The sequence below is a fragment of the Tamlana crocina genome (assembly GCF_012037625.1).
Genome location: NZ_JAAVJS010000163.1, coordinates 1 through 500 on the forward strand (window position 1 = coordinate 1; position 500 = coordinate 500).

Annotated in this window: 1 pseudogene; it reads right to left on the minus strand. The window is 38.8% G+C overall.

The window, feature by feature from the left end:
- Positions 1-500: pseudogene (locus HC176_RS16130) on the minus strand (TonB-dependent receptor); the annotation flags it as partial.

Consider the following 500-nt stretch of genomic DNA (forward strand, 5'->3'; position numbering starts at 1 on the left):
GTGATTTCATTGTCAACCATATCAAAGTTGAACATGGTAGTCCAGGTAAAATCTCTGGAAACAATATTTCTGGTTCTAATCATAAATTCCCATCCCTGGTTAGCAATACTACCAACGTTGGTGGTAATAGCATCGTTCCCGGTAGACATTGGAAGCGGTTGATCATACAGTAGATCTACAGATTCTTTATCAAACCATTCTACAGATCCTTCAATCCTGTTATTTAAAAAGGCAAAATCAAGACCTATGTTAGTTATCTGAGAAGTTTCCCAGGTTAAATTTGGATCTGTAACTCCTCCTAAAAGAACCCCTGTATTGGTTCCCTGGTTCCAACCGGTATTAAAGGCTTGAACATAAGGGAAGTAGCCTATCCCTCTGTTATTACCCAATTCTCCATAGGAGCCTTTAAGTTTAAGATAGGTAAGATACTCATTATCTTGAAGGAAAATTTCATCGGAAATGACCCACGAAGCTCCTACAGAAAAGAAATCTCCCCAACG